This window comes from Photobacterium sp. R1 (assembly GCF_054600795.1).
The window spans coordinates 1-203 of record NZ_BAAHZP010001130.1 but is presented as its reverse complement, the minus strand read 5'-3'; the positions used below and the strand labels follow the sequence as shown (position 1 = coordinate 203).

Below are 203 nucleotides of genomic sequence, written 5' to 3'. Positions count from 1 at the left end.
GGTCGGTGAAGAGGGATTCGAACCCCCGACCCTCTGGTCCCAAACCAGATGCGCTACCAAACTGCGCTATTCACCGACTTTTATTTTTTGCGTACCGAGTTTAATCAAAAACTCCATACCAAATTGTATGGGGTGGCTAACGAGACTTGAACTCGCGACAACCGGAATCACAATCCGGGGCTCTACCAACTGAGCTATAGCCA

General features: G+C 49.8%; 1 tRNA gene. It reads right to left on the bottom strand.

From position 1 onward, the window contains the following. Positions 1-2: 2 nt before the first annotated feature. Positions 3-76: transfer RNA gene (locus ACYP03_RS28575), tRNA-Pro, on the bottom strand. Positions 77-203 lie beyond the last annotated feature (127 nt).